This is a genomic window from Aeromicrobium sp. PFPM2_SD2 (assembly GCF_057364525.1).
In genome coordinates this window covers 1-667 of sequence record NZ_JBNFNZ010000753.1, presented here as the reverse complement: position 1 = coordinate 667, position 667 = coordinate 1, and the positions used below count along the sequence as shown (strand labels likewise).

Below are 667 nucleotides of genomic sequence, written 5' to 3'. Positions count from 1 at the left end.
TACACTAAAGGAACTAAAGGTCGAAAGACTCTAAGTAAGGACTGAAGTGACAGACTTTAGTGATAAGACAACAGTTATAAGGACTTTAAGTATGAGCGTCATCTCAATTGACAAACATGACTTCTCTGATGTGTCGAATGCAATCGAACCTTTCAACGTACTGGCGGACCACTACGGGCAAGACCTCGCAGTCAAAACAGCTCCAGCTAGAGCATGAGGCATACACTGAAGGTGAGCGACGTTTTCATTAAGAACCTTGAGCGTCAGACTGAGCGCGGGGAACTGGCAGACAATCAGGTTGCCAAGCCACTGATGCAAACGCTGGTCCCGACCATCGCTAAGGCTATGCGTGAGTGGCATGAAGGCCCGGACGGTAAGTCCTCGACCTCTCGCCCAAGTGTAGCGTTTACCATGCTGAGCACTGACGAGAAGGCTGTCAAAGACCGCTCCCTGCGCATCTCTTCCGAGTCCGCTGCGGTCATCATACTGAAGGTAATCCTCAGCAAACTGGTCAAGCCTGAAGGCATCCCGATAACTCCTATGGGCGGCCGCGATAGGTCGCACACTGGAAGATGAAATCCGCTTTGGTCGAATCCGTGAGCAGGAGCAGGAGCATTTCAAGAAGACCATAGCGGAGAACCTGAAGAAACGCGCTGGCGCAAGCTAC

1 protein-coding gene is annotated in these 667 nt (G+C 51.4%); it reads left to right on the top strand.

Going from position 1 to position 667, the window contains the following annotated elements:
- Positions 1 to 231: 231 nt before the first annotated feature.
- Complete coding sequence (locus AC2W7G_RS17905; protein ID WP_485869619.1) at positions 232 to 576, top strand: hypothetical protein; 345 nt, start codon at positions 232 to 234, stop codon at positions 574 to 576.
- The last annotated feature ends 91 nt before the right edge of the window (positions 577 to 667 follow it).